Annotated in this window: 22 protein-coding genes; 13 read left to right on the forward strand and 9 right to left on the reverse strand. The window is 41.9% G+C overall.

Features of this window, described 5'->3' with window-relative positions; translation table 11 throughout:
* The first annotated feature begins 121 nt into the window (after nt 1–121).
* Nucleotides 122–2,029 carry an adenylate/guanylate cyclase domain-containing protein gene (locus AB3N61_RS02555; RefSeq protein WP_367898401.1) on the forward strand — a complete coding sequence of 636 codons (1,908 nt, stop codon included), beginning with the start codon at nt 122–124 and terminating at the stop codon, nt 2,027–2,029.
* Nucleotides 2,030–2,031: 2 nt separating this feature from the next.
* Here the strand turns inward: AB3N61_RS02555 and AB3N61_RS02560 are convergent, their stop codons facing one another.
* Complete coding sequence (locus AB3N61_RS02560; RefSeq protein WP_036089002.1) at nt 2,032–2,568, reverse strand: inorganic diphosphatase; 537 nt, start codon at nt 2,566–2,568, stop codon at nt 2,032–2,034.
* 336 nt (nt 2,569–2,904) lie between these two features.
* Between AB3N61_RS02560 and AB3N61_RS02565 the strand changes: the two genes are divergently transcribed.
* The 3 genes from AB3N61_RS02565 (at nt 2,905) to AB3N61_RS02575 (ending at nt 6,171) form a co-directional block, all read left to right on the forward strand.
* Entirely contained in the window at nt 2,905–4,494 is a 1,590-nt protein-coding gene (locus AB3N61_RS02565) for an exonuclease (RefSeq protein ID WP_367898402.1), read from the forward strand.
* Between the two features lie 178 nt (nt 4,495–4,672).
* Nucleotides 4,673–5,203 (forward strand): TetR/AcrR family transcriptional regulator, encoded by a 531-nt coding sequence (locus AB3N61_RS02570; RefSeq protein ID WP_367898403.1) that lies wholly within the window; start codon nt 4,673–4,675, stop codon nt 5,201–5,203.
* 2 nt (nt 5,204–5,205) lie between these two features.
* Nucleotides 5,206–6,171, forward strand: a complete 966-nt coding sequence (locus AB3N61_RS02575) for an MBL fold metallo-hydrolase (RefSeq protein ID WP_367898404.1) — start codon at nt 5,206–5,208, stop codon at nt 6,169–6,171.
* A 3-nt stretch (nt 6,172–6,174) separates the two neighbouring features.
* On the opposite strand, the gene AB3N61_RS02580 is transcribed toward AB3N61_RS02575, so the two are convergent.
* Together AB3N61_RS02580 and AB3N61_RS02585 are read right to left on the reverse strand one after the other, a co-directional pair.
* Nucleotides 6,175–6,984, reverse strand: a complete 810-nt coding sequence (locus tag AB3N61_RS02580) for an SDR family NAD(P)-dependent oxidoreductase (RefSeq protein WP_367898405.1) — start codon at nt 6,982–6,984, stop codon at nt 6,175–6,177.
* 8 nt (nt 6,985–6,992) lie between these two features.
* Nucleotides 6,993–7,808, reverse strand: coding sequence for a carbon-nitrogen hydrolase family protein (locus tag AB3N61_RS02585; protein ID WP_367898406.1), 816 nt, complete (start codon nt 7,806–7,808; stop codon nt 6,993–6,995).
* Nucleotides 7,809–7,902: 94 nt separating this feature from the next.
* Here AB3N61_RS02585 and AB3N61_RS02590 point away from each other — a divergent pair, with 94 nt between their 5' ends.
* Nucleotides 7,903–8,502 carry a hypothetical protein gene (locus tag AB3N61_RS02590; RefSeq protein WP_367898407.1) on the forward strand — a complete coding sequence of 200 codons (600 nt, stop codon included), beginning with the start codon at nt 7,903–7,905 and terminating at the stop codon, nt 8,500–8,502.
* Between the two features lie 49 nt (nt 8,503–8,551).
* On the opposite strand, the gene AB3N61_RS02595 is transcribed toward AB3N61_RS02590, so the two are convergent.
* Entirely contained in the window at nt 8,552–9,748 is a 1,197-nt protein-coding gene (locus tag AB3N61_RS02595; RefSeq protein WP_367898408.1) for a DegT/DnrJ/EryC1/StrS family aminotransferase, read from the reverse strand.
* A 119-nt stretch (nt 9,749–9,867) separates the two neighbouring features.
* Between AB3N61_RS02595 and add the strand changes: the two genes are divergently transcribed.
* From add to AB3N61_RS02615, 4 genes are all read left to right on the forward strand, one after another.
* A complete protein-coding gene (gene add, locus AB3N61_RS02600) occupies nt 9,868–11,202 on the forward strand; it encodes an adenosine deaminase (protein ID WP_036088954.1) in 1,335 nt (444 codons plus the stop codon).
* Between the two features lie 105 nt (nt 11,203–11,307).
* On the forward strand, nt 11,308–11,859 hold the full coding sequence (locus tag AB3N61_RS02605) for a GyrI-like domain-containing protein (protein ID WP_367898409.1): 552 nt from the start codon (nt 11,308–11,310) through the stop codon (nt 11,857–11,859).
* Between the two features lie 19 nt (nt 11,860–11,878).
* Nucleotides 11,879–13,255, forward strand: a complete 1,377-nt coding sequence (locus AB3N61_RS02610; RefSeq protein WP_367898410.1) for a hypothetical protein — start codon at nt 11,879–11,881, stop codon at nt 13,253–13,255.
* A gap of 88 nt (nt 13,256–13,343) precedes the next feature.
* A complete protein-coding gene (locus AB3N61_RS02615) occupies nt 13,344–14,702 on the forward strand; it encodes an adenylate/guanylate cyclase domain-containing protein (RefSeq protein WP_020768580.1) in 1,359 nt (452 codons plus the stop codon).
* Nucleotides 14,703–15,102: 400 nt separating this feature from the next.
* Here AB3N61_RS02615 and AB3N61_RS02620 read toward each other — a convergent pair whose 3' ends face one another.
* On the reverse strand, nt 15,103–15,474 hold the full coding sequence (locus AB3N61_RS02620; protein WP_020768630.1) for a DoxX family protein: 372 nt from the start codon (nt 15,472–15,474) through the stop codon (nt 15,103–15,105).
* Nucleotides 15,475–15,730: 256 nt separating this feature from the next.
* Between AB3N61_RS02620 and AB3N61_RS02625 the strand changes: the two genes are divergently transcribed.
* Genes AB3N61_RS02625 through AB3N61_RS02640 form a run of 4 tightly spaced genes read left to right on the forward strand, consistent with a single transcriptional unit; the run spans nt 15,731 to nt 19,031 of the window.
* On the forward strand, nt 15,731–16,549 hold the full coding sequence (locus AB3N61_RS02625; RefSeq protein ID WP_020768530.1) for an efflux RND transporter periplasmic adaptor subunit: 819 nt from the start codon (nt 15,731–15,733) through the stop codon (nt 16,547–16,549).
* The gene (locus AB3N61_RS02630) at nt 16,550–17,797 is read left to right on the forward strand and encodes an ABC transporter permease (protein ID WP_367898411.1); all 1,248 of its coding nucleotides are present in this window, start codon (nt 16,550–16,552) and stop codon (nt 17,795–17,797) included.
* Entirely contained in the window at nt 17,797–18,471 is a 675-nt protein-coding gene (locus AB3N61_RS02635) for an ABC transporter ATP-binding protein (RefSeq protein WP_367898412.1), read from the forward strand. The genes AB3N61_RS02630 and AB3N61_RS02635 overlap by 1 nt, the downstream gene beginning before the upstream one ends.
* Nucleotides 18,468–19,031, forward strand: a complete 564-nt coding sequence (locus AB3N61_RS02640; RefSeq protein ID WP_367898413.1) for a TetR/AcrR family transcriptional regulator — start codon at nt 18,468–18,470, stop codon at nt 19,029–19,031. The genes AB3N61_RS02635 and AB3N61_RS02640 overlap by 4 nt, the downstream gene beginning before the upstream one ends.
* On the opposite strand, the gene prfB is transcribed toward AB3N61_RS02640, so the two are convergent.
* From prfB to AB3N61_RS02660, 4 genes are all read right to left on the reverse strand, one after another.
* Nucleotides 19,028–20,131, reverse strand: coding sequence for a peptide chain release factor 2 (gene prfB, locus AB3N61_RS02645; protein ID WP_020768639.1), 1,104 nt, complete (start codon nt 20,129–20,131; stop codon nt 19,028–19,030). The genes AB3N61_RS02640 and prfB overlap by 4 nt on opposite strands.
* A gap of 82 nt (nt 20,132–20,213) precedes the next feature.
* Nucleotides 20,214–21,059: a hypothetical protein gene (locus tag AB3N61_RS02650; RefSeq protein WP_020768587.1), complete on the reverse strand. Its 846-nt coding sequence runs from the start codon at nt 21,057–21,059 to the stop codon at nt 20,214–20,216.
* 2 nt (nt 21,060–21,061) lie between these two features.
* Nucleotides 21,062–22,333: a phosphoribosylamine--glycine ligase gene (purD, locus tag AB3N61_RS02655; RefSeq protein ID WP_020768638.1), complete on the reverse strand. Its 1,272-nt coding sequence runs from the start codon at nt 22,331–22,333 to the stop codon at nt 21,062–21,064.
* A 31-nt stretch (nt 22,334–22,364) separates the two neighbouring features.
* The gene (locus AB3N61_RS02660; RefSeq protein WP_367898414.1) at nt 22,365–25,013 is read right to left on the reverse strand and encodes a valine--tRNA ligase; all 2,649 of its coding nucleotides are present in this window, start codon (nt 25,011–25,013) and stop codon (nt 22,365–22,367) included.
* Nucleotides 25,014–25,097: the final 84 nt, after the last annotated feature.

Consider the following 25,097-nt stretch of genomic DNA (forward strand, 5'->3'; position numbering starts at 1 on the left):
TTTAATTGATTTCGGAATTTTATTAGTATTACTTCCGCTTTCCGTAAAAGGGCCGGGAAATTCAGCTTCCAACCCGAGGAAAACAAAGACGTTACATCGTCCAATTTCGAATCAAAGTCCTATGAAAGCCTTAAAAGTTATTCCACTTCTACTATTTTTGATCCTTATATTAGTCTCCTGCCGCAACAAAAACTCTTCTAAAATTTCTCCCCTTGCCGAAGACGGGGTTTTGGATCTGAGAGATTGGAATTTTGCGGACGATGGGATCGTAAAATTGGATGGAGAATGGAAATTTCAATGGATGAAACTTAGCGTTTCCAGACCGGATCTCGGCCCTAAAGACGTGCAAACTCAAATTGTGAATGTTCCGGGAAATTGGAATCAAATCCCTAAATTAGAAGGGATGAATCCTTTAATGGCATTCGGTTATGGAACTTATACATTAAAAATTATTCCGGGCCAAAATCAGGGAAGGCTCATGATGCACTTCCAGGGTGCGGGAACTGCCGCTTCCATTTATGTGGATGGGAAGAAGATCATGGGAAATGGTGTGGTGGGTCCCGATAAGAATTCATCTCGTCCTCAGTATCTTCCTCTTTACGTTGCGATCGGTCAACCTACTAAAGAGATCTTAATCCAAGTGGAGATATCGAATTTTAATCATTATAAGGGAGGACTTTGGGAATCCCTTAGAATGGGAACGGAAGCGGATCTTCTGAACTTCCGAGATAATAGCTCTTTTAGCGAAATGTTCTTGTTCGGAAGTATTATCATCATGGCATTGTACCATTTCGGTCTGTATTCTTTAAGAAGAAGGGATATGACCGGATTGTTTTTCGGAGCATTCTGCGCTAGCATTTGTCTTAGGATATTCGTAACGGGAGAAAGATTCCTGATCCAGAAATTTCCGCATTTGCCTTGGGAATTCTTTAATAAATTGGAATATATTTCCTTTTATCTGGCGGTGCCATTCTTCATATATTATCTGGACGCATTGTATCCGCATTCATTCTCCGCTAAGTTAAGAAAGTTTTTTATCGGGTTTAACCTTGTCGTATCCACGATGGTGATCGTGACTCCGGCGAGTATTTATACTCATACTTTGATCCCATTCCAAGTATGTTTGATTTTTGTAATATTATGGATCTTCTTCGTATTAGTCCGATTGGTAAGAAACGGGGCGGAAGGTTCTCTCATGGCGATCGGCGGAGTGATCGCTTTAACTGTGGCCGCTATCAACGATAGTTTGTATTCTCAGGCGGTGATCAATACGGGTTATTATCTTCCTTTAGGACTATTCGTTTTTATCTTCGTACAATCTTATCTACTTTCTTTCCGGTTTTCTCAGGCGTTCCTATATATAGAACGTCTATCCGATAACTTATTGGAAGTGAACAAGGCCTACAGTAGATTCGTTCCATTGGCGTTTCTGAAGTTTTTGAACAAGAGCGATATTACGGAGATCGGTTTGGGAGATCAGGTCCAAAGAGAAATGACGATTCTTTTTTCGGATATCAGATCCTTTACACAACTTTCCGAAAAGATGACTCCCAAAGACAATTTCGATTTTTTGAATTCTTATATGAGAAGAATGGGACCAATTATCCGTAAACACGGCGGTTTTATAGATAAATATCTAGGGGACGGGATCATGGCGCTCTTTCCTAGTCTGCCCGATCAAGCTTTGGACGCCGCAATGGAAATGCTCCGAGAGCTGGAGGGTTTAAACCAATCCAGGGCAGATAGACATTATGAACCGATACAGATCGGTATCGGACTTCATACGGGGACATTGATGCTCGGAACGATCGGGGAAGAAGAAAGAATGGACGGGACGGTGATCTCGGACGCGGTGAATCTTGCTTCAAGGATCGAGGGACTAACTAAGGAGTTCCATGCGAATCTTCTACTTAGTGAAAGCACATATCGTAAGTTGAAGAATCGCAGGAAATATTCTTTCAAAAAATTGGGTAAGGTCAAAGTAAAGGGAAAATCCAAGTCCAGCGAAGTATACGAGGTCTTGGGTTGATCTCACTTTTTAGGGAACTTCTGTTTATAAAAATCTAATGCCCTTAGGATCAGCTCTTTCGCTACCTCGGGGCCTTCCGGTTCTTCTACCCTAACTTCTTTTTTTTCCAATTGTTTATAAACGGAGAAGAAGTGGGTCAACTCCGCCCTGAAGGAATTCGGAAGTTGGGACACGTGTTCTATACCGTCGAAACTTCTATCCCCCGAGGCGACCGCTAGGATTTTTTCGTCACCTTCTCCCCTGTCTATCATTCTCATAACACCGACCACTCTGGCAGGTACTAAACAAAGCGGGGGAACCTCTTCCGAGCAAAGAACTAAGATATCCAAAGGATCCTTATCATCTCCCAAGGTTTGAGGAATAAAACCGTAATGAGCAGGATAATGTGCGGAAGCAAAAAGTACCCGATCCAATTTGATGAGTCCTGATTCCTTATCCACTTCGAACTTAGCCTTACTTCCGGAAGGGATTTCCACAAGTGCGTGGACTTCATGAGGAGGATTCGGACCGGGGCTGGCCTCGTGCCAAGGATGTTGTATCATGCGGAGATCTTGGAACCGGATGGATGTATAGCAAGCATATTCCCACTACAAATTTGTAGGAATTCCAACAAGCTGCTGTTCAAACGGATTAAGGCGAACTGCGCTTATATTGACTATTTAAGTAAGTATGCAATATCTATTCGAAAAACGTAATAAGACATATTTTTTGTAAGAGTAATGCTTTGGAACTAATTTTGGAGCGGTTATGAAATTATACTTAACATAAATAAATATTTAATCTATTATATTATCTTAAAATTCCGAATAATCCCTGTATTATTTTCGTCTTCCTATTTTAGGAAGAAATTTATTGAATTCTTTTCGGATGTTCAAATGGAAACGATGACAACACTTGATCAACAAGACCAACCAAATAATGAGTTCGGAAAATTCGCCTCTTTCAGGCCTACCTATTTACAGATCAAATCCAAAGACTCTTATCCTAACGATGAAAGGCCTTATTTCAGCCCTGAAATGGAAAGGCTTTTATTGACTGCGGGTGAATCTACGAATAGTGAAGGATTAAATTCGGGTAAAATCCCTACTTATCCGGCAACCGCAGAACTGGATTACAAGTTTGTGGAGGAAATAAGCGAACTGATCTCCAAGGGTTTAGTATTGGTTGTTCCTAGGATCTTTGCCAAGAAGAACACGGGGGAATTAGAGATCGTACTCCATGTATTGGGAGCCAAATCCTCCAAAAAAGGAAATCCCGAAACTGTGAGGGATATATTCTTTCAGATCGTCCGAAAATCAGCAGGCACGATCAGAAATTTCGAGATCTCCTCCCAAAACGATCGGGAGATCGTTTTAAACGAAGTGTTATATTCTTTGGCGGATGGAAATATTCCGCATTTTAAGTACGCATATACAGATAAGGCCAAAGAATTATTAGGAAAAATATATCATAAAAACATAATGCAGAAGGAGTTGTTGGATGATTATTATAAACTCATCCATTCGTTCATCCAAGAAGAGGAGATCCTTACCAGGACTTCTACCTGCGGTTATATTCATGTTCCGGACCAGGATGCGGATATATTGTTTACGCAAGTTTCCGAATTGTACGAAAAAAAAGTAGTCCCTAAATTAGTTTCAGAAAATCCAAAATTAGCGGAACAATTGGTCTCGATACGAGAGGCAATACTTTCCGACGAATCCGGTTTATTGAACAACGATCCATTGTTGATCCGAAAATCCATTTACTCGGAAGAATTTGCAAAGTTAACCCAACTTTCAGGGAATAAAGGCGCCTATTCTGACTTCTTTCGTTTAGCCAGAGTAATTTCCCAGAAATCTTTGGAAAGTGATATGTTCCTGAAAGGTGCCAGAGAGAAGAGCGTAGAGAACGGCCTTAAAAAAGTAGTGTTAAGCGGAAAAGGAGCTATGGCACGTTATATGTCTTTGTCCATCGGAAGGGATTTGCCATTCGATTCGGAAGTGATTAAATCCGTGCAACATGACTCCAGCTTATTAAGCTGCATTTACTATAGTCCGGAAGGTCCTGAATTGTTTATCTGTCCTTGGGACAAGGTTTTGATCAAAAATATGCTCCGAGAATTGTCCGAAAAATTCGCGTTTTACAATATGACCAGCCTTAGCTTTCTGTTGATGTTATTCAAAAACAAGGACAAACTTCTTCCTTTGCTATCGGACGAATCTGCCGCGGAGGATTTTCGGAATGTAGGTTATAATTGTCTTTCTCACACATTTCCTTGGTATAGGAGGTTGGCATTTTTTTTAGGGTTTAAAGGAAATATGTTAACCGATGTTTTTCGAGAGTTGGGAGATATCCAATACCGCCAAATGGGAGAAAAACTGAAGTTTGAAGAGAAGATCAGTGCGATCCGACAAAAACTTAGAGAAGAATTGATCATAGAAGTCAGGGAGAATATGGCCGGGATTCTAGAAGGTAAATCCTAAAATCTCCATTCGTTTGCTAGGCAGAATGGGTCTCGGTCAAACCGAGGATCCATTCTTCATCTATGATTCAGGTTTTCCGTTCGAATCTAAAAAATATGTTGACCGGTCTATTATTTACTGATTTAAAGGTCTGATGGGTCAAAAGGGAGAAATCGCGAAGGAAAAGATGGTCCGTGCCATGGCGGAACGTCTGGAAGTCGGGGGATATGCGGGAACCGGGTTAAACGATATCGTAGAAGACGCAAAAGCCCCGAAAGGATCGATCTATTTCCATTTTCCCGGTGGGAAGGAGGAATTGGCCTCTTTAGCTCTTCTGGTATCGGGCAATGAATTGGCCAAGGAACTGAAAGCGGTTTTGGATTCCGCCAAATCGGTTCCATCCGGGATCCAAACGATATTTTCCGCCTTGGAAAATAGGCTTGTATCCTCCGGTTTTTCCAAGGGTTGCCCGATCATGACCACTGCTTCCGAGACCGCTTCGGAACCTTCTTTAGTGAACTCAACTTGCGCTGCGGTTTTCCAAGATTGGATCTCCATATTGGATTCGTTTTTCCGGAAAAACGGATTCGAGGAGAACAAGTCCGGCGAACTCGCAGTAGGTATTCTTTCTTTATTGGAAGGAGCCATCCTGATTTCCAGGACCAGCCGAAATACGAAGGCGATACGATCCGCTTCGAAAACGGCAAAACTTCTCGTTTCGGAGAAATAATTATGAAACTTAAAATCACATTTTTGGCGATTCTCGCCGTTTTACTATTGGTGTTTTGTACTGCATTAGGAATTCCTAAATTAGCAGTTTCGGAAATCCCTGAGATGGAAAAATTATCCCAGGATCCTCGATTGGAAAATCCTTCCGGATTGACCAAACTCAAATTTACGATCTTTAAAACAGGGGAGAAGAAGGCGTCTTCCGCATTCATATTCGAAGGCGGACCTCTATTTCACAGAAAGCAGATCTATCATAGTGTCGTTTTTGTGGAACATCCCAAAGGGACTTTTCTATTCGATTCGGGTCTTGGGACCCAAATCCAAGAACAATACAAGGACCATAGATTTTACGTAAAACCTATGGTTGCTTATCAGAATCCGAATCCTTTGGTCTCTCAATTACAAACGAACGGGATCGATCCGGCGAAGATTGGAGACATCGTTCTATCTCATTTGCATTGGGACCATGCAGGAGGAGTGGAAGACTTTCCCAAAGCTAGGATCTGGTCCACGGAGGCAGGCCGAAAACATTTGCAAAAGTTTGGGGTGCAGAAGGGCTATCTGCCGAAACAATTAGATTCTGAAAATATAATATGGAAGGATTTGGGTTTTTCGTCCAAACCTTATGAGAATTATTCCAAAAGCCTGGATTGGTTCGGAGACGGTTCTGTGGTATTCGTTCCGATGGAAGGTCACACTGCGGGAGATGTCGGAATGTTCCTAAATCTGCCTTCCGGGAAAAGGTTCTTTTTTACGGGAGATATTACCTGGGCAAAAGAAGGATTCGAGATCCCGTCTCATAGAATTAGATTATTGAGATCTATCGTAGATAGGGATCAGGAATTGGTCGGAAAAGAAATTTACAGAGTACATTCTCTTTTAAAAGCCTATCCGAATTTGGAAGTTGTTCCGGCTCATGATGGAGAAGTGATCGATCGTTTGGGATTATACCCTCATTGGATAGAATAGTATTTAAACAAAATCGAATCTATTCTTTAGTTTAGTAAGAATCGTATGAGTCGTCTCCGGGAAATACCTGGAGGCGATATCGATCATTCGGATCGTAAATCCGATCTTTAGGATCTTCTTCTTTTTTTCCATTCCTTCCAAAATACGTTTTGCAACGAACTCGGCCGAGATGGAATTTTTACGCACGAATTCGAATTCTAAGGTCCTTTTTTCCAGTTTCCAGAATTTTGCGTTTTTGATCAGTCCTGTGTCGATCGCAGGAGGATAGACGATCATCACATGCAGGTTTTTATCTCCTTCTTCCGTCCATAAACAATTCGTAAATCCTCTCATTGCCGCCTTGGAAGAAGAATATGCGATCTTATTCGGAAAACCGATCAATCCGAAATCGCTGCAAATGTTGATTACGGAGGGAGAATCCGATTTTTGTAATATAGGGAGCGCATACTTGGTAAAATAGACCGTTCCCATAAAATTCACATCCATCACTTTTTTGAAATCCGAAAGATCCAATTGAGAGAATGGAGCGGCGATATAGATCCCCGCATTATTGACTAATACGTCTATCCTGCCATGTTGTTTTTCCACACTTCGGACGGTTTTTTCCACTTGGGAAGGATAAGACACGTCCGCAATATGAGTGCTGATAAAGTTTTTGGGAGTTCTGACCTTCTCTCTGACTTTGGAAAGTCCTTTAGAATTGATATCCACCAATGCGAGATCGTAATCTTTTGCGGCAAATTCGATCGCTAATACTTCTCCTAAACCTCCTCCGGCTCCTGTGATGATCGCTGTTTTTCTAGTGGTTCTCATATTAGAATTTAAGAATGTATTTTTCTATGTTTTAGAGCGGGTATTTTTTTGCGGACCTTCTGCACTTCTTCGAGATCTATTTCGGTTAAGAGTAATTTTTCTCCTTCGCCCGCATCCCCAAGTACGTTTCCCCAAGGGTCTACGACTAAAGAATGTCCGTAAGTCTCTCTTCCTTTTAAATGAGTTCCGGTTTGTGCAGGTGCGAATATAAAACATTGGTTTTCGATCGCTCTTGCTCTCAATAAAATTTCCCAATGAGCTTGCCCCGTGATCTTAGTGAATGCGGAAGGAACAAAGATCATTTCCGCATCCTTCTTCATAATTTCTCTGAACAATTCAGGAAAACGAAGATCGTAACAGATTACCGAGGAAATATTCCCAAGCTCCGGACTTTTATACGTTTCCGGGACGATCTGACCGGATTCCACAGTTCTGGACTCTCTGTATTCTATCCCGTCGCCAGGATCCGTATCGAATAGATGGATCTTATGATATTCGAATTTTTCTTTTCCATCGGGTCCGAAAATAATAGAAGTATTAAAAACTTTTCCGTTCGAAGCCGGGCTTGGAAATCCGCCTGCAAGTACAGATATATTCAGTTTTTTTGATATATTAGAGAGAAGATTAAAGGTTTTAGAAGCGATCTCACCTGCTCTTTCTAATTTTTCCTTTTCGGATCCTAAAAAAGGAAAATTTTCAGGAAGACCTACGAGCTTTGCACCTTCGGAAGCGGCCTCCCGAATATAGTTCTCGCATTTTTGCAGATTCAAATCCACGTCGGATCCGCTGTTTAGTTGGATCAGTCCCAAAAGAAAACGGTGCATAGACTCAGTATTCCAGACCCTTCGACAAAATGCAAAATGATATTCTTTACATTCTGCTTGTCTAAGCTCCTTCCCGGAAAAATTTAGGAGAAGTATGGCATTCGCCCTGAAAGAATTCAAATCCATCCAAAACTTTTACTCTGAAAAAAAGCATAAGGAAAATGTTTGGGCCCTCGTATATTTACTCTTACGATATTTAAGCAGCGGAGAAGGGGCCATCCAAGCAGTCCAAACTTCCTGGCTACAGGGCCTTCCGGAGAATTTGTCGGAACAGGACAAAAAGGAAGCATCCGAAAAAGTTTTGGAACTTGCGGACCTTCTTCTGGAAGCATTACGTTCTTGGAGAGATTTAGCCGATGAAGAAGGTTCCGAATCCGTAATGGAAGATGTGTTGGAGCTCGGACAATCGGTTTTAATCGAGACCAAGGAGATGGGAGAATTTTCCGAACTGGTCCGAGAGGAATCCTTGGATATTATTTCTGATCTTTGTTTGGTTTGCGGAGTAGAGATACCGAAAGCAGGTTATAAAAAGATAGATCTTTCCGCTTTCGATGATTCGGAAATAGCCGAAGAAGTGGAAGAATGGATCATTGCCCTCTCTTCTTTCGAAAAAGCGGAAGAAGCGTCCGATCTAGAAGACGGGTTCTTGGTCCTTTTTGTGAAGGTCCTTTTATTTTATATTTTCTTTAAGTAGAATATGCGCCGAAATATTGATTCCGGCGTTTCTAACGTAAATTCTTCTCTTACAGGCCGGTAAAAATATCCTTCACTGCAGTGACAACATCCTCGATATCTCCGTCAGTCATTCCTGCGAATAGAGGAAGAGAGAGAGTTCTCTTATACATTGCATCAGAGTTTGGATAATTTTTTCTTTCGAATCCGAATCTTTGGTAGAATGGATGTTCGTAGAGAGGAATAAAATGAAGGCTGGAACCTATATTTCGTTTTTGTAATTCAGAACATAGAATGTCTCGGTTGATCTTTCCGGGGACTGTGTCTACTTCTACTCTGAATAGATGCCAAGAATGTTCACCGTCAATCGCAGGTAGAGGTAGATGTAAAAAAGGAAGATCTGCAAATTCGGAGCGATAGATCTCGGCTATTTGGATCCTTCTTCTCCAAAGATCCTCCGCTTCCGCAAGCTGCACAAGCCCTAAGGCGGCAGCAATATCGCTCATATTATATTTGAATCCTGGAGAAACTACTTCATAGTACCAGCCTGGACGTCCGTACGTTTCTCTGTTGATACCGTGAAGTCTCATCAGTTTTATTCTTTCGGCAAAGTGAGCATGACGAGTGGTGACCATTCCACCCTCTCCCGTGGTGATCCCTTTGGTGGCATAAAAACTGAATACGGTAAAATCCCCGTGAGTCCCGATCCTTTCTCCCTTATGAACGGCAGGGAAGGCGTGTGCGGAATCCTCAATTACATAAAGATGATATTCTTTTGCGAGTGAATTGATGGAATCCATATCGCAGACTGCGCCCGCAAGATGTACAGGCATCACTGCACGGACGGTTTTTCCGGTTTTTTTATGGACCAGATTCCCTTTGGAAAACACACATTCTCGTTCGATGGTTTCTTTTAAGGTGGCCTCGGTCATCAGGTTGAAGATCGGATCTACGTCCGCGAGAATCGGCTCCGCGCCGAAATAACAAACTGTCTCTGCGGTTGCGGTAAATGTTACTGCAGGAACAAGTACCGCGTCTTCGGAACAAAGTCCTATGGACTCTAAAGCGAGATGAAGTCCGGCCGTTGCCGAATTCATTGCCAGGGCAAATTCCGCTCCGGTGTACTTGGCAAATTCTTCTTCGAATTCTTTTACTTTTGGTCCTGAAGTGATCCAGCCTGAGCGAAGAACCGCCGCTACTTCTTCGATCGCTTTTTCGGAAATCGAAGGGAGTGCGAAAGGTAAGAACGTTTTTCTGGCTGTGATCATGAGACAAAATCCTCCGGCGCTTCTTAAAGGATCGGAAGATTTTCAGAAAAGATAAGGGGAAAACCTTCGGAATCTTTTTCCGAATTGAAATCCGACGGGGTTTTACTTACCCTGCTCCCGTGGGCGTGACCTTCTCCGAAATTTTGGAAAGAATCCGGATCTTAGACCGAGATGTCTCCGAATTGAACCGTCTGAAAAGCAGACTCCCCGCAGACAGGCCTTACTCTTCTTCCCTTCAAATTTCTTTCGACAAACAGATCAATAATCTTCTGAACGAAAGGATCCGACTTTTGGATCTGGAGGTCTCGGAGCCGCCTCGCTGGCTTCTGGGAGATACTGATGCTTACGATTCCGGGCAGAGAACAGCTTCCGCATTTTTGGAACCTGCAGATCTTTCTTCCAAAAAATTACAAGATCAGGATGTTATCAACCTGATCAGAGAATTGCCTAAGACGGAGATCCATCTTCATTTGGAAGCCTGCGTCAATAAGGACACCATGAAAAAACTCATGGCCAAAAACGGAATTCAACTCAGTAACGAAGAGTTCGAAGCTAAGTTTAATTTTAAGGATCTAAACGGTTTTATCCAAGTATTTTTCTTTATCCAAAGTTTGGTGAAAGAACCTGCCGACCTTTATTATTTTGTGGGAAGCCTCGCGGAATATATGAGAGCAAACAGGATCTTATACACCGAAGTATTCTTCGCTCCTTCTAAATTTATCCAAAACGGTTTGGATTTCGACGAAATGGTAAGCCAACTCGTGGAAGGTATCAGGGAAGAGAAGGAGAAGGACGGCATTGAGATCCGACTTCTTGTGGATGTTTCCCGATCTTTCGGTCCTGAAAACGCGATGAACAACCTGAACAGAGTCCTGAAGCTCAAACACAAGGAAGTAATCGGTATCGGTTTGGGTGGAGCGGAACTCATGGGACCTGCTCGAGATTACGCGGAAGTATTCAAAAAAGCTAAAGAAGCCGGGCTCAGAACGGTCGCTCACTCCGGAGAAGACGACGGTCCTTGGGCGATCTGGGAGGCCGTGGAACTATGTAAGGCGGAACGAATCGGTCACGGAACTTCCGCCATCCAAGATCCTGAGCTGGTGAATTATTTGAGGGAAAACAAGATCCCGATAGAGATCTGTGTTACGTCTAACGTTTTCACCGGAAAATATGTGCGTAAGGAACAGAATCACCCTGTTCGTTATTATTATGACCAAGGTCTTCCGCTCTGTATCAATACCGACGACCCTGAGATATTTAACGTTAACTTGACATACGAATATTTTAAACTTTGGAGATTTTTGGATTTCTCCTTGGATGAGATCGTGGATCTGATCCGACAAGGTGTATATGCCACCTTCCATCCTCAAAAAGAAACACTTTGGAAGGATATGGAAGTACAGATCAAAAAAGTAAAAGAGAAATACGGTCTTTTAGAACCCAGCATCCAATAGATCCAATGTTAAATCGTTAAGTTTGGCGGGGCTGATATAAATCAGTCAAAATCCTTCTTGCAATTGTAATCACTCTTCGTTTAGAATTCCCTTCCGGAGTTTACGATGAAGTCAAAAATTTTTTTAGGCGTTGTTCTTACCTTAATCGTTTCGGGGATCGGGTATTTTTATTATTTGGGTGCATTCGATACCGTTCAAGTAAAAGAAGAGACCTTAGGACCATTCTATGTTTTATCGCATGAAAGGATGGGGAATTATAGGAACGTAGGCGAAACTTTCGAGGTAATCCAGAAGGAATTTCCGGAGAAGGGATTCAAAAATTATAAACTTTTTGGGATCTATAAAGATAATCCGAATACAGTTCCGGAAGAAAAATTAAGATGTGAAGTAGGTGCATTGTTCTCTGAACCTATAGCAGACGTCCCAACCGGATTTTCATTACCTTTAAAATACAGGATCATAGAAAAGAAAAAATACTTAACCGTAGATTTTCCACTGAAAAGTTTCGTTTCTATTTTTCTCGGGATTTTTAAAGTATATCCCGTACTAACGGAAGCCTGTATTGAAAGAGGCTGTAATATGAATGAAAAAGGTTCGATCGAGATTTATGAACCGCTCGTGGAAAAGAAAACGAAGTATTTATTCCCATTAGAATAATACAGGAGAGACTCAAATAATGGGATTCTACTCTCAAATCAAAGAGATCCTTAAAGTATCTGTTCCGATAGATCGAAAGAGATTCTTTATATCCGGAGTGATCCTGTTCTTCGTTAAATACGGAGTGGATAGATCCTTATCCTATTTCGTATTTAACAGAGAATGGTGGGCCCTGGATTATATAAAAAATCCGACAGCCTTGTTCACTTTGGATCCTTCTTCCGAGGATTTCACTTTTTATATCACCTTGATCGGATTTTCGCTCCCGTTCTTATACTTGGGAACAGTTCTCTGTTTAAAAAGATTGAGAAGCATCGGTTTGAGTCCTTTTTGGGTATTTTTATTTTTCGTACCTGCATTGAACTTTCTCATGTTCTTTCTTTTGTGCTTACTTCCGGAAGGTCTGTATGGTCCGTCCAAAATTATTGGCAACGAATCTTCCGACGGGTTTATTCCGAAATCTAAATTAATCGTTTCTATTTGGTCGATCCTGATCACTGCAAGTATCACTCTTCTCTTCAGTCTTTTTTCAACGGATATATTAAAAACATACGGAGCTAGTTTGTTTATAGGAGGTCCCTTTATTATCGGGTTTACTTCCGTAGCTTTATATTCGAGGACTGAATTCGTCGGTTTTAAACAGGCATTATTGATCTCGGCAAGCGCCATTTCTCTCGCCGGGTTTTTGACTTTTATAGTCGCGATGGAAGGTGTTATCTGTTTGATGATGGCTGCTCCATTGGCTTATTTTTTGGGATTTTTAGGCGGAGGTATCGCGTATCTCCTACAAGCAAAGTCTAAGTTTGTATCTTCCTTTTTACCCTTTCTCTTTTTGATCTTACCATCACTCGCTTATCTGGAAGCAAATATGGACCGGGAATCCGATTGGTATATGGTGGAAACCAGTCTGAAAATTTCCGCATCGAAAGAAAAAGTATGGAAAGGTTTATTCGAATTTTCTGATATACCTGAGCCGAAAGAACTAATCTTTAACGCAGGAGTCTCTTATCCGGTTCGTGCCAGAGTGGAAGGAAAAGGAATCGGCGCCATTCGTTACTGTGAATTTAATAACGGAGTATTCGTAGAAGAGATCACCGAGTGGGATGAAAATACTTCATTAGGATTTAATGTGGTTCGACAGCCTGATGCGATGAAAGAGCTAAGTCCTTATAAAAATATCAGACCGACACATTTGGATGGTTACTTCGCTTCTAAAAAGGGGAGCTTCCAACTCGTCTCTTTAGGAAAGAATGAGACACTTCTAATTGGAAGGACTTGGTTTCAGAATAAATTCGGACCCACTGCGTACTGGAATGTTTGGATCCATTGGATATTGCATAAAATCCATTATAGGGTTTTGGATCATATCCGAAATACTGTCGAAGCTCCTTCATAAATCGTCGAGTATTCGAAGTTCTGGATTTTTGGGAGAGAGTATAAATAAGTATTTTCAACATCCGAAAATTCCGGCGAAATAGTCGCCTATGAATGTTTTCAAGACCTGGTTCGAATATTGTCGGATCCCGGAAAGGATCTGGAAAAAACTATTATCGATCGGAGTAGAAGACGCTCCCGGAGCCAGATATATAGTCGCTACCAATGCAGTGGTATTGATCACGGCGCTATTTACATTAGTGTATTACATTATTTTCACTAGCTTCGGATTGATATTTCCAATCTGGTTGTATCTGCTTTGGACGGTAAATATATTCGGATACGCATTCGTTCTATTCCTAAATTTCGTTCGTTCCCATAAGGCTGCGAGATTATTACTTGCATTCGTGGGAACAATGCAATTATTGATGATCTCAAGGATCTTACCTCAAGAAGCGGGATTGGATCTTTACATTCTCGCGAGTTTTGCATTTCCGTTTTATATCTTTCCTCCGGAAGAAAAGAAATACATCTACATGATGGAAATCGCTCTTGCACTTCTATTCGTTTCCGTACATATCATACCTTATTTTTTCGACCCTATACTCAGTTTGGATCCTAAATACCGAAGTTACTTTTATTTTACCAGTTTGATCTTGGTAGTCGCATGGTTTTCTTTCATCGGAAAAGAATTGGCGCAGGCGGCCTGGGAAGCGGATCGTTCCTTGAAAGAAGAAAAAGCAAAAACAGAATTACTTTTACTGAATATACTTCCAAGAGAAACCGCAGAAGAACTTAAAAAAACGGGAAGCTCGGAGCCCAGGTTAATCACTCAAGCTACGGTTTTATTCACGGATTTTTACGGATTCACTTCTATCGCGGAAAAACTTACGCCCAATGATCTTGTAAAAGAATTGGATTTTTGTTTTAGACATTTCGACTCGGTAACCGAAACGCATAGATTAGAAAAATTGAAAACGATCGGAGACGCATATATGTGCGTAGCGGGAGTTCCTTCTTATAGATCTTCTCACGCGGTCGATAGCCTGCTTGCAGCATTAGAAATGTTGGAACGATTGGAAGAATTATCCAAGTTAAAAAAAGGCCCCAATTGGAAGGCAAGGATAGGAGTCCACTCCGGCCCCCTGGTTGCAGGAGTCATCGGCGCACGAAAATTTTCCTATGACGTATGGGGAGACACAGTCAATCTTGCGAGCCGAATGGAATCCAATAGCGAACCTGGCAAAGTGAACGTTACCCAATCCATCGTGGACTTGACCGACGAATATTTCCAATTCAAGTCCCGCGGAAAACTTCCTGTGAAAAACAAAGAAAAAACTGCGATGTACTTTCTATTAGGATTAAAATCCGAATTCAGAGATCGCAAAAACCCACGAAACCCAAACGCAAAATTTTGGGAAGAATACGGCAAACAATTCGGAAGAAGAGAACCGATCATTTCTTATTAAAATGTTTTGGCGCGTCCTTCGGACCGGGCTCTCACCTCCGGTTAAAAAATCGCCTTCGCGATTTTTTAACCCCGGCTCGATCCCTCGCGCACGAATCCATAGACAATGAGCGAGTCCGAGATAGCCGGAGCTGCTATCCAGGATGATATCGGAGGTCATCCTGAGTCGCAGAGAGAAGATTGTCGATATACAAGTAAAATTCCGTTGTAGGAGTTCCAACAAGAGCCGTAAAATTCGATTGCCGGAATTGGAAATTTCTGATATACGAGTGCAGGTTCTCCCACGAGCCTCTCCCCCCAAACCCAAATTCAGGGTGGGGGCGATCTTTCAGGCATGTAGGAATTCCTACACGTGACTTTACATTTTTATTTTATTAATCGCAGCGGTGATACTGCAACCCTTAAGCCTTCTCAGCTTCTAATTTTCTCCAAGTGATATAAGAAACGGCAACCAAGGCCAAGAAAATGAAAGGAGTCGCAAAGTTCGGATCTTTTGTGAAAAGATGAGAGAGACCTGCGCCTAATACATTGAAGGTGATTCCTGCATAAGCCCATTCTTTTAGTCTTGGAAATTTAGGATAAAGAAGAGCGAGTGCACTCAAACCCTTCGCAGGCCCTAAAATTAAAGCTACGTATGCGGGATATCCGAGAAGAGCTAGTCCTTCTAAAACTTGTGGACTTTGGCTCGTATATGCGTAAGCGCCGAAAAGATTTCCAAGAGCTATCAGGCCTGTGGTCGCCCAATATAAAACTTTGATAACAGTTTTGTTCATACAGATCCTCTGATTTCGAGATTCGATATATTTGTTAATCTAATCCGAGCTGTAAATATAAATCGAAGTAGAATTGTCGATTGGTCATGCGATTGTAGAAATTCCTACACTGCGGTCTAATCATGGGTTCTATATCTTGTCAGATTTTATAATATTGGATATATGCCATAATGGCATATTAATGTGTAAACTATAATGCAATAAAATAGTTTACTTTTTTGAAAAAACTTCGTCCTACTGGTAATAGGACAAAGTTATGAAAATTTCTCTTCCATTTGATCGTTGGATCCTTCCGTTCAAGGAAAGACCTAAACTTTTAGTTTTGGGCTTTCTTCTTATAATCTTACTTTTCATTCTTCTTATTTGGCGCACTAGGAATTCCTACAAGGACACTTCGGAGATCATCCAAGGCTCCATTATAGAATCCGTATATGGTCTTGCAACCGTCAGCTCTTCGGAGGTGTATCATCTTAGGATCGCGATACCTTCTGCCATTCGAAAAATTTTTGTGGAAGAAGGAGATCAGGTCCAAGAAGGAACTCCTCTTGTCGAGTTCGACAGTTTTGGGACGATGAGATCACCTTTTGCCGGAGTGGTGACTAATGTTGCTTACGAGACGAAGGAAACCGTGGTCCCTCAAACGCCGGTCGTCACAGTGATGGATCTAAAAAAAAGATATCTGGCCGTCTCTTTGGAAGAGAAGGGGGCCGTGAAGGTCAAAAAAGGTCAACGCGTCCGTATCCGTTTCGAAGCATTAGGTGATAAACAATTCGAGGGAGAAGTAAAATCGGTCTATCCTGCAGATGGACAGTTCCAAGTGCATATCATTCCGAGCGGGATCCCGCCTGAGATCCTTCCCGGTATGACTGCGGATATTGCGATAGAAACTTCGAGTAAGCAAAACGTAATATTGCTTCCGATCAAAGGGATCAAATCCGGTAAAATTAAAATATTAGAAAACGGTAAAGTTCGTGTTGAAGAGGTCGTAACGGGCCTCATGAACGGGGAATACGCTGAACTTGTTTCCGGAGATGTAAGTTTAGGAGATAAGGTGCTTGTCCAGGAGGATAAATGAATGTTGTTTATCGCTCTTAGGCAGATGTCTGCTCGGAAAAAACAAACCATACTTACCTTACTTGGGATAATCTTAGGAGCGACCGCTTATATAGTTATCTCTGGGATCATGTTAGGCCTAAGAGAATATCTGATAGATCAACTTGTGAATAACGACGCTCATATTAGGATCTCTTCCCAGGTAAAAATTATCGGAGAGAAGGATCTGGATCAGGTACTTTTCCATCCTAAGGAAATACCTTTTTGGTCCGTTCCACCTTCCGGGAGAAGGGACACGGAACAGATCGAGAACCAAGCTGGATGGCAGAAAAAAGTCGCCTCCGACTCGGATGTGGAAGCGAGTTCTCCTCAACTTCAGATAAAAGTAATATATAGAAGAGGTAAGATTGCAGAAGCAGGAAGGATCATCGGTGTAAAACCCGAAGCCCAGGCTAAAGTCGCTAGGATCAAAGAGAATATTATCCAAGGTGATTTTTTGGAGATTAAAGAAAGTGGTAACAAATTAGTGATAGGTGAAGGATTGAGATTGTTACTCGGAGCCAGAATCTCGGATACTGTTTATATCAGCACTGGAAAATCGGAACCAATCCCTTTTAAAATTGCCGCTTCTTTCCAAATGGGAAATAAGGCGGTCGATGATAGTACCGCATTCGCAAATTTGGGAGATGTCCAAAGTTTAAACCAAACTCCCAACCGTATTAGCGATATAACGGTTCGTCTTAAGGAAGTTTCCAAGGCGACTCCTAAGGCTAGAGCATGGGCAGAGTCCGGAGACGTAAAAGTGCAGAGCTGGGAAGATGTAAACGCCACATTTATTTCCCTTTTTAAAATGCAGGATGCGATTCGCTATGCTTTGGTTGGGACCATTCTTCTTGTGGCGGGATTCGGAATTTATAATATTCTGAACATAGTGATCGGTCAAAAAAGAAAAGAGATAGCAATCCTTAGATCTATTGGGTACGAGGCCGGGGATGTCTTAAAAATATTCCTGATCCAGGGTTTGATCCTGGGAGTGGCCGGTGGAGTTTTAGGAATGGTTTTAGGAAATCTGATCTGCAGAAGGTTGGAGCATGTGTCTTTTTCCAATCCTCTCATGCAAACCAAATCCGGTATGATGATGGTATCCTTTGCGCCTTCTATTTATTTCCAAGCTTTCTTGCTCGCCTTCATTGCAACTTTGATCGCGAGTATCTTTCCGGCAAGATCCGCGAGTAAACTGTCTCCTATAGAGATCATTCGGGGCGAATAATGGGGATCATATTAGAAAACGTTAAAAAGAGTTTTGGAAAACCTCCTATTGATGTGATTAAAGGGATCAGCCTTGGGATCCAAGAAGGTGAGTTTGTTTCTTTAACAGGAAAATCCGGCTCTGGCAAAAGTACACTTTTGTATTTGATTAGCAGTTTGGACGACCCTTCTCAAGGTATTATCAGTATAGATGGAAGGAAGATCAGTTCCTTGTCCCAAACGGATCTGCATTCTTTTCGAAATCTTCACATGGGATTCGTATTCCAATTTCATTATCTTCTTCCCGAGTTTACCGCTTTGGAGAATGTCTTGATGCCTGCTTTAAAGGCGGGTAAACTTAATGAAAAAAAAGAAGATGCGATCCGACTTTTAAAACGATTCGATCTGGGAGACAAGTTGGATCATATCCCTTCCAAACTTTCCGGCGGGCAGATGCAAAGGGTTTCAATTGCCAGAGCTTTGGTAATGAAGCCTCGATATCTTTTTGCAGACGAACCTACCGGGGCCTTGGATTCCGCGAACGCGAAAATCGTTATGGATATCTTTAAGGATATTAACAAAACGGAGGGAACCACGGTGATTATGGTCACTCATGATGTTGATTTTGCTAAATCTGCAAAAAGGCGGATCAAACTTGTGGACGGTCTGATCTCCAACGGAAAGGGGGAGAAATGATAGAAAGAATTCTAGAAAGGACCTTTCTTCTTTTTTTATCCTCCGGTTTTGCAAAGACGAATACGGACCAGATCGCAAAACATATCGGTATCAGTAAAAGAACATTATATAAATATTATGATACCAAGGACAAACTCATCGATTCCGTTTTTGAACTGATGAGATCTAAGGTCCAATCAAAGTTTGATAAGGTCTTACAGGACAAAACTAAGGACCCGATCGATCGTCTAAAAGAGATCTTATTTTTCATTTCGGATCTTGGATCTAAAATGTCCAAAACATTTGCCAAGGACATCGAGATGGTGCGTCCGGACCTATTCGTTACTATGAGAGAGTTTAGGAAACAAAGGATTTTGAGTTTATCAGACCTTCTCCGGGAAGGACAAAAAGCGGGTCAGATCCGAAAAGATGTCACACCGGAACTGACGATCGATATTCTGTTAGCTGCCGTCGATGGAATATTAAATCCGACGTACTTATTCCAAAGTCCTTATTCGAATACGATGGCATTCGATGCGATCGTTACCATCTTCTTAGAAGGAGTGCAAGAAAAACATTAGAGAGTTTTTAAATAAGCCATGATAAACGGTTCTATATCCCCGTCCATAACCGCTTGTACGTTCCCGGTTTCGTGATCCGTACGATGGTCTTTCACCATATTATAAGGATGGAATACATAAGAACGGATCTGGCTTCCCCAAGCAATGTCCTTTTTTTCTCCCGACTTTTTTTCCAGATCGTCTTTTAACCTTTCTTGTTCCAGTTCGTAAAGTCTTGCTTTTAACATTTTAAAAGCAGTGTCCCTGTTTTTGATCTGGGACCTTTCGTTCTGGCAGGCGACCACTATACCGCTTGGAATATGTGTGATACGGACCGCGGAATCTGTAGTGTTAACGTGCTGCCCGCCTGCTCCGGAAGATCGATACACATCCACTCGGATATCTTTGTCTTCTATCTTGATATCTATATCATCGTCCAATTCGGGACTCACGTGAACCGATACGAAGGAAGTATGTCTACGTTTGTTCGCATCAAAAGGAGAGATCCTCACCAAACGATGCACTCCATTCTCACATTTCATAAATCCGTAAGCAAAATCGCCTATCACGTGTATGGTGGCGTTCTTGATCCCAGCGCCGTCTCCTTCTTGGAAGTCCACAACGCTGTATTGGTATCCTTTTTTATCGAAGTATTTCAGATACATTCTGAAAAGCATCTCTGCCCAGTCCTGGCTTTCCGTTCCGCCGGCGCCGGGATGGATATTTAAGAATGCAGGTTTCATATCTTCCGGTTCGTTTAGCGCACCTAGAAGTTCCAACCTTTCGAATTCAGTCTTTAACCTTTGGTATTCGGAACTGAGTTCGTCTACCCCTTCCTCTCCCTTTTCATCGAATGTGAGTTCTACTAAATCAGGAAAATCTAATATATCTCTGCGGATATTGACCCAAGGATCTAATTTTCTTTCTAATTCCGTTTTTCTTTGACTGATCGATTTTGCCTGATCAGGATTGTCCCAAAAACTAGGCTCCGCGATACGATCGTTAAAAGATTTAAGTTGGTCCTGGTCTTTGTCCAGGTTCAGGAGTTTCCAGCGATTTAAAAAATTCTCTTGAAGTTCTTTAGAGAGGCGCTTCAGTTCCTTGGCGTTCTTAACTTCCATTTCGGTCCAATAAAATATACAATATTAATCTAATTTGCAACACCGGATGCGGCCCAAGATCGTCCTCTAAAGGAGAGAACACTTATCGGAAGAGGAAATCTTCTTTTTCTTCTCTGGCTTCTTCCCAGCTAAATACCGTGTCTCTAAGTTGGGGAGTGTTTCCTTCCACAGTGGAGACTAATTGGTATTCTTCCTTTCTGCCAAATTCTTCCGGAAGTCGTTTTAGGACAAGTTTTCCGGAACGGATCAGGTCTAAAACATGGAGGAGGAATGGATCTCTTTCGGAACGTTGGAGTTCCTTCATGGAGGAATAAAAGGGCATGATCCCCTTATAGAACCAATCCACGGTCTCGTTTTTACCCGGAGCCCAGAGTTGGTCCAATCGGATGGATTCCTCTTGGACTAAACTTTTGCCTTGGAAAGGTTTCTGTAGATGTCTGCATTGAAAATATAGTTCGTGATTGATCTCTCTAGGAAAGGTCCTGCCGTAGCCTGCGCCGATCCATTCTAACCATGCTTTCTTTTCTTTGCTGGGAAGCGCAGGTATTAAAGCGAAAAGATAGTTTTGATTTCGGAATACTCTGGATTGTGCCAGAAAATCCAAAACCTCGTACGGGATCATATAATGACCGGTCTGCCATTCTATCACTATCGGGACATTCTCTACGTCCAGATATTCGTCGGGAGTTTCCTTTTGGACCACATCCCCGAATTGAGTGAGTATATAAATAAAAGATAATAGTTCTCGGCGGGTCATAGAACGGATCAATGTATCCGAATCCAATTTTTGTTTTAGGGAAGCTCGAATTAGATTGTACTGCTCTAACGGATATTGGTGAGGGGATAATATGATCCCTAAATGTTTTTCTAATTTGCGAAGGTTGGACCTTTCGACTAAATCGATATTTCCGGAAACTAGAAAGGGCATAATTAAAGAGCTTTACTCGCGATGTCCTTACGGAAAAAGGTTTTGGAAATTTTGAAACCGTTGAGATAAGAATAAACCTTATCCACCGATTCTTTTAAATCCTTACCGTAGGAAGAGATTCCTAGAATTCTTCCACCTGTCGATATTAAGTTTCCATCCTTTTTTGAAGTGCCCGCATGAAAAACGACTAGATCTTTACTATTCGTTTCCGGCAAATTTAAAGGAATATTCTTTTCATAAGAATCGGGGTAACCTTCCGCGGCTAAAACGACTACGGTGGACGCTCCGGGTCTCAAACCGATTTTTACTTCTCCGAGTGCCCCTTTGGCAGATGCTTGGAATATTTCCAACAAGTCGCCTTCCAACATGGGTAATACACATTGTGTCTCCGGGTCACCGAATCTACAATTGAACTCTACTACCCTAGGATTACCATTGGTGTCGATCATTAATCCGGCGTATAAAAGTCCTTTATACGGATTCCCTTTCTTGCGAAAGATCTCAAATACGGGCTGGAAGATTAGTGTATTTACTTTTTCTAATGTTTCTTTGGTGACTATAGGGGCAGGGCAATAGGCACCCATTCCGCCCGTGTTCGGTCCAAGATCTCCGTCATACGCTCTTTTGTGATCTTGGGCCGCAGGAAGAGTGAAGTAAGTATTGCCGTCGCTGATCGCAAAAATAGAAGCTTCTTGTCCTTCCATGAACTCTTCTATAACAACTTTGGATCCGCTTCTTCCGAATTTATTATCTAAAAAGATCTCTTTTAACGCTTGTATTGCTTGTGAAAGTTCGCTACAAACAGTCACACCTTTGCCTGCGGCAAGGCCGTCCGCCTTGATTACGATAGGCGCTCCTTCTTTTTCTACATAAGAAAGAGCGGATTCATAATTTTCGAAAGAGGCGTACTTTGCAGTCGGCACTCCGGCTTCTATCATTAAGGATTTTGCAAATTCTTTGGAGCCTTCAATTTGTGCGCAATAAGCGGAAGGACCGAAAACAGGAACGCCTATCTCCGCCAACCAGTCTCCGATCCCGTCCACTAACGGATCTTCAGGTCCCACTACCACTAAATCATATTCATTTTTTTGAATGAAGCTTTGGACCGAAGTTTTGTTCTTCAGGTCGAAAGAATTCGGAGCTAAAACCTCGGAATCAGGAAATCCTCCGTTTCCCGGGAAAACATACAATTGACTGAGTTTAGGGGACTGGCGAAGCTTATAAGCGATGGCGCTTTCACGACCTCCAGAGCCGATTAAAAGGATCTTAGACATAATATTTTACCGCGAATTAAAGTTCGAAAGTTTAACCTAGTTTTTCCAAACCTTTTTGGAGAACTTCTTTTTTATCACGGACGTTTTTTAGTTTTTCTTTTTCTTTTTCGATCACATCCGGATTCGCTTTTGCAATGAAGTTCTCATTCCCTAATTTGGAAGCGAGTTTTTCCTCTTCTTGGATCAACTTTTGCAATTCTTTATCGATACGTGCTCTTTCTTTTTCGAAGTCTATCATTCCTGCCAAAGGAAGAATAACTTCTCCGAAGCGGAAAGCCCCTACGGAGTCCGTCTTTTCTCCTGCATAGTTTGCGTTAACTTCTATACTTTCCAACCGAGCAAGTTGTAGGATAGAAAACTCAAAGTCTTTTACTGCAGATGCGACCAATGACTGCGAAGATTTCAAGATCACCTTACATTTTTTATCTAATGGAACCCCATTCTCCGCTCTTTGGACACGGATCTGAGTTACTACATCTTGTAAAATAATCGTTTTCAGAACACCTTCGTCTTCTTTGGAAACATTATAAGAAGTCGGGAAAGGAGTTTGGATCAAAAAATCTCCTTCGCTGAAAACTTCGTATATTTCCTCTGTTAAGAAAGGCATAAAAGGATGGAGAAGTCCTAACGCCTTAATTAAAATACTTGCAAGTACTTGTTTTGCGATCTCTTTGGATTCTTCGCCCAGCTTTCCGTAAATTCTGGGCTTTACCAACTCGATGTACCAATCGCAGAAATCTCCCCAAACGAAATCATAGATCTGAGAAGCCATTTCGAAAAACAGGAATTTGGAATATGCTTTTTCGTAATTCGCAAGAGTTTCGTTAAATTTGTGAAGGATCCATTTATCCATCGGTTCCAATTTGGAGCCGTACTTGGATTCTAGATCTTCTAGTTTCCAGTCCGCCTCCAAATTCATTAGGATAAAACGACTGGAGTTCCAGATCTTATTACAGAATGAACGATAACCGTCCAACCTGCTTTCGTCGAATAGGACGTCTTTAGCTTCCGGTAAAGTAGCGGCCAAGAAGAAGCGGAAAGAATCCGTTCCGTATTTATTCATCATATCCAAAGGATCGATAACGTTCCCTATGGATTTGGAAAACTTCTTACCTTCTTTATCTCTTACTAATCCGTGAATGATCACTTTCGCAAAAGGGGTCTTGCCGGTAAATTTTTTACCCATCATGATCATTCTGGCAACCCAGAAGAATATGATATCGAATCCGGTTACGAGGACCGAAGTGGGATAGAATTTTTTGAGATCTTCCGTATTTTCAGGCCAACCTAAAGTAGAGAATGGCCAAAGCTGAGAAGAGAACCAAGTGTCTAAAACATCCGTGTCTTGTTCCACTTCCGTGGAATTACATTTAGGACAGTTGTTTACTTTTGTTTCGGAAACTTCTATATGTTTGCAATTTTTGCAATGGTAAGCTGGGATACGATGTCCCCACCATAATTGGCGAGAAATGCACCAATCTCTAATATTGTTCATCCATTCGAAGAAAGTTTTTTCCCAGAGTTTCGGAACAAATTCGGTTTCTCCGGATTGAACCGCTTGGATAGCGAGTTCGGCAAGAGGTTTCATTTTGCAGAACCATTGAGTGGATAAGTAAGGTTCTATAATTTCCCCGCCTCTGGAGTTATGACCGATCGAATGAGTATGTTCTTCTATCTTTTCTACGAGACCCAAAGCTTGCAAATCATCGATGACTTTTTTACGAGCGACAAATCTTTCTAATCCTGCGTATTTTCCTGCGTTCTCGTTCAGGGTCGCATTCGGATTCATCACTAGTAATGGTTTAAGCCCTAATCTTTGTCCTGCTTCAAAGTCGTTCGGATCGTGAGCGGGAGTGATCTTAACCAATCCTGATCCGAATTCTTTATCTACGAAAGAATCGAATAAGAGCGGGATCTTTCTATCCGTAAGTGGGAGTTCCAACTCCGCACCTTTTAAGGATTTATATCTTTCATCGTCAGGATGAGCCGCAACTGCGACGTCTCCGAACATTGTTTCCGGTCTTGTAGTGGCAACGATCAGGTATTTGCCCGGTTGACCGACGATAGGATAACGTAAATGGTAAAGTTTGCCCTTTACTTCTCTATATTCCACTTCCAGATCGGAAATAGCGGTCAGAGTTTTAGGACACCAGTTGATGATCCTTTCTCCCCTGTATATTAAACCTTCGTCATATAATGTCTTGAAAACCTTGAAAACGGCTTTGGACAATCCTTCGTCCATGGTAAATCTGGCGCGGGACCAATCTACCGATTCTCCCAAAAGCCTTTGCTGGTTTTGGATCATTCCACCTGAGTGTTCCTTCCAATCCCAAACTTTTTTTTCGAATTCTTCTCTGGTGAAGTCGGTTCTTTTTTTGCCTTCTTTTGCGAGTTCTCTCTCTACAACTACTTGGGTAGCGATCCCGGCGTGGTCGGTGCCTGGTACCCAAAGAGCGGATTTTCCTTTTTTACGCTCAATTCGGATCAGAATATCTTGGATCGTATGATTGAGTGCGTGACCGATATGAAGGCTTCCGGTCACATTAGGGGGAGGAAGAACGATGGTAAAAGATTGGTCTGCTTTGAGGTTCGGCTCAAAACTTTTTTCCTTCTCCCAGAGAGAGATCCATTTCGGTTCTACACTGGTAGGTTCGTAACGATCGCTGATTTGTTTCTTCATAGCCTTCGTTCGGATAGAATTTTCCGTAGAAGGATGAGGTCAAGTCGTACTGGTCCTGTAATAAAGCAGGAATACTCAATAAAA

Origin of the sequence: Leptospira sp. WS58.C1, assembly GCF_040833995.1 — a bacterium.
Taxonomy (GTDB): Bacteria; Spirochaetota; Leptospiria; order Leptospirales; family Leptospiraceae; genus Leptospira_B; species Leptospira_B cinconiae.

Excerpts from the sequence above, each read along its gene's own strand:
- AB3N61_RS02555 (WP_367898401.1), top strand. The coding sequence starts at position 122 with ATGAAAGCCTTAAAAGTTATTCCACTTCTACTATTTTTGATCCTTATA.
- AB3N61_RS02565 (WP_367898402.1), top strand. The coding sequence starts at position 2,905 with ATGGAAACGATGACAACACTTGATCAACAAGACCAACCAAATAATGAG.
- AB3N61_RS02570 (WP_367898403.1), top strand. The coding sequence starts at position 4,673 with ATGGCGGAACGTCTGGAAGTCGGGGGATATGCGGGAACCGGGTTAAAC.
- AB3N61_RS02575 (WP_367898404.1), top strand. The coding sequence starts at position 5,206 with ATGAAACTTAAAATCACATTTTTGGCGATTCTCGCCGTTTTACTATTG.
- AB3N61_RS02580 (WP_367898405.1), bottom strand. The coding sequence starts at position 6,984 with ATGAGAACCACTAGAAAAACAGCGATCATCACAGGAGCCGGAGGAGGT.
- AB3N61_RS02585 (WP_367898406.1), bottom strand. The coding sequence starts at position 7,808 with ATGCACCGTTTTCTTTTGGGACTGATCCAACTAAACAGCGGATCCGAC.
- AB3N61_RS02590 (WP_367898407.1), top strand. The coding sequence starts at position 7,903 with ATGGCATTCGCCCTGAAAGAATTCAAATCCATCCAAAACTTTTACTCT.
- AB3N61_RS02595 (WP_367898408.1), bottom strand. The coding sequence starts at position 9,748 with ATGATCACAGCCAGAAAAACGTTCTTACCTTTCGCACTCCCTTCGATT.
- AB3N61_RS02605 (WP_367898409.1), top strand. The coding sequence starts at position 11,308 with ATGAAGTCAAAAATTTTTTTAGGCGTTGTTCTTACCTTAATCGTTTCG.
- AB3N61_RS02610 (WP_367898410.1), top strand. The coding sequence starts at position 11,879 with ATGGGATTCTACTCTCAAATCAAAGAGATCCTTAAAGTATCTGTTCCG.
- AB3N61_RS02615 (WP_020768580.1), top strand. The coding sequence starts at position 13,344 with ATGAATGTTTTCAAGACCTGGTTCGAATATTGTCGGATCCCGGAAAGG.
- AB3N61_RS02620 (WP_020768630.1), bottom strand. The coding sequence starts at position 15,474 with ATGAACAAAACTGTTATCAAAGTTTTATATTGGGCGACCACAGGCCTG.
- AB3N61_RS02625 (WP_020768530.1), top strand. The coding sequence starts at position 15,731 with ATGAAAATTTCTCTTCCATTTGATCGTTGGATCCTTCCGTTCAAGGAA.
- AB3N61_RS02630 (WP_367898411.1), top strand. The coding sequence starts at position 16,550 with ATGTTGTTTATCGCTCTTAGGCAGATGTCTGCTCGGAAAAAACAAACC.
- AB3N61_RS02635 (WP_367898412.1), top strand. The coding sequence starts at position 17,797 with ATGGGGATCATATTAGAAAACGTTAAAAAGAGTTTTGGAAAACCTCCT.
- AB3N61_RS02640 (WP_367898413.1), top strand. The coding sequence starts at position 18,468 with ATGATAGAAAGAATTCTAGAAAGGACCTTTCTTCTTTTTTTATCCTCC.
- prfB (WP_020768639.1), bottom strand. The coding sequence starts at position 20,131 with ATGGAAGTTAAGAACGCCAAGGAACTGAAGCGCCTCTCTAAAGAACTT.
- AB3N61_RS02650 (WP_020768587.1), bottom strand. The coding sequence starts at position 21,059 with ATGCCCTTTCTAGTTTCCGGAAATATCGATTTAGTCGAAAGGTCCAAC.
- purD (WP_020768638.1), bottom strand. The coding sequence starts at position 22,333 with ATGTCTAAGATCCTTTTAATCGGCTCTGGAGGTCGTGAAAGCGCCATC.
- AB3N61_RS02660 (WP_367898414.1), bottom strand. The coding sequence starts at position 25,013 with ATGAAGAAACAAATCAGCGATCGTTACGAACCTACCAGTGTAGAACCG.